1 protein-coding gene is annotated in these 493 nt (G+C 58.8%); it reads right to left on the bottom strand.

Annotation, left to right across the window (positions count from 1 at the left end; all coding sequences use genetic code 11):
- Positions 1 to 7 precede the first annotated feature (7 nt).
- Positions 8 to 493: IS30 family transposase (locus M3G19_RS11840; RefSeq protein ID WP_259902799.1), on the bottom strand; the 486-nt coding region annotated here is incomplete at its 5' end.

Here is a 493-nt window from a genome sequence, read left to right as displayed (position 1 = left end):
GGCGGGATCATGCGGTGATTGCGCCACCGTTGAATAGTTCTTCTAGTTTTTCACGGGGTGTGGCTCCGTCAAATTTGACGATGGGGGTGTCGTTGAGTTCGTTTTGGACCCATGCGACTTCCTCGGCGCTCACGAGGGCGAAGTCGGTGCCTTTCGGGAAGAATCGGCGCCGGATTTCGCCGTTGGTGTTTTCGTTCGTCGGCCGCTGCCACGGTGAGTGCGGGTCGCAGAAGTAGACCTTGCACCCATCAGCGATGGCGACTGTGGCGGTTAGGGACATTTCCGGTCCTTGGTCCCAGGTGATGGTTTTAAGCCGTTCCGCACCTAAGTCTTTGACCATGCGTTGCAGCGTGCCGACGACGGTGGCCGAGGAATGCTCTTCCGGCAAGTGCCCCAGTAGGGTGTACCGGCTGGAGCGTTCAATCAGGGTGATCAAAGCACTTTTGCCGCCTTTGCCGATGACGAGGTCTCCTTCCCAGTGCCCTGGGATGGC

The sequence above is a fragment of the Corynebacterium sp. p3-SID1194 genome (assembly GCF_025144155.1).
Lineage (GTDB): Bacteria > Actinomycetota > Actinomycetes > Mycobacteriales > Mycobacteriaceae > Corynebacterium.
The sequence above is the reverse complement of the archived record's forward strand: the minus strand, read 5'-3'. Positions and strand labels throughout refer to the sequence as shown.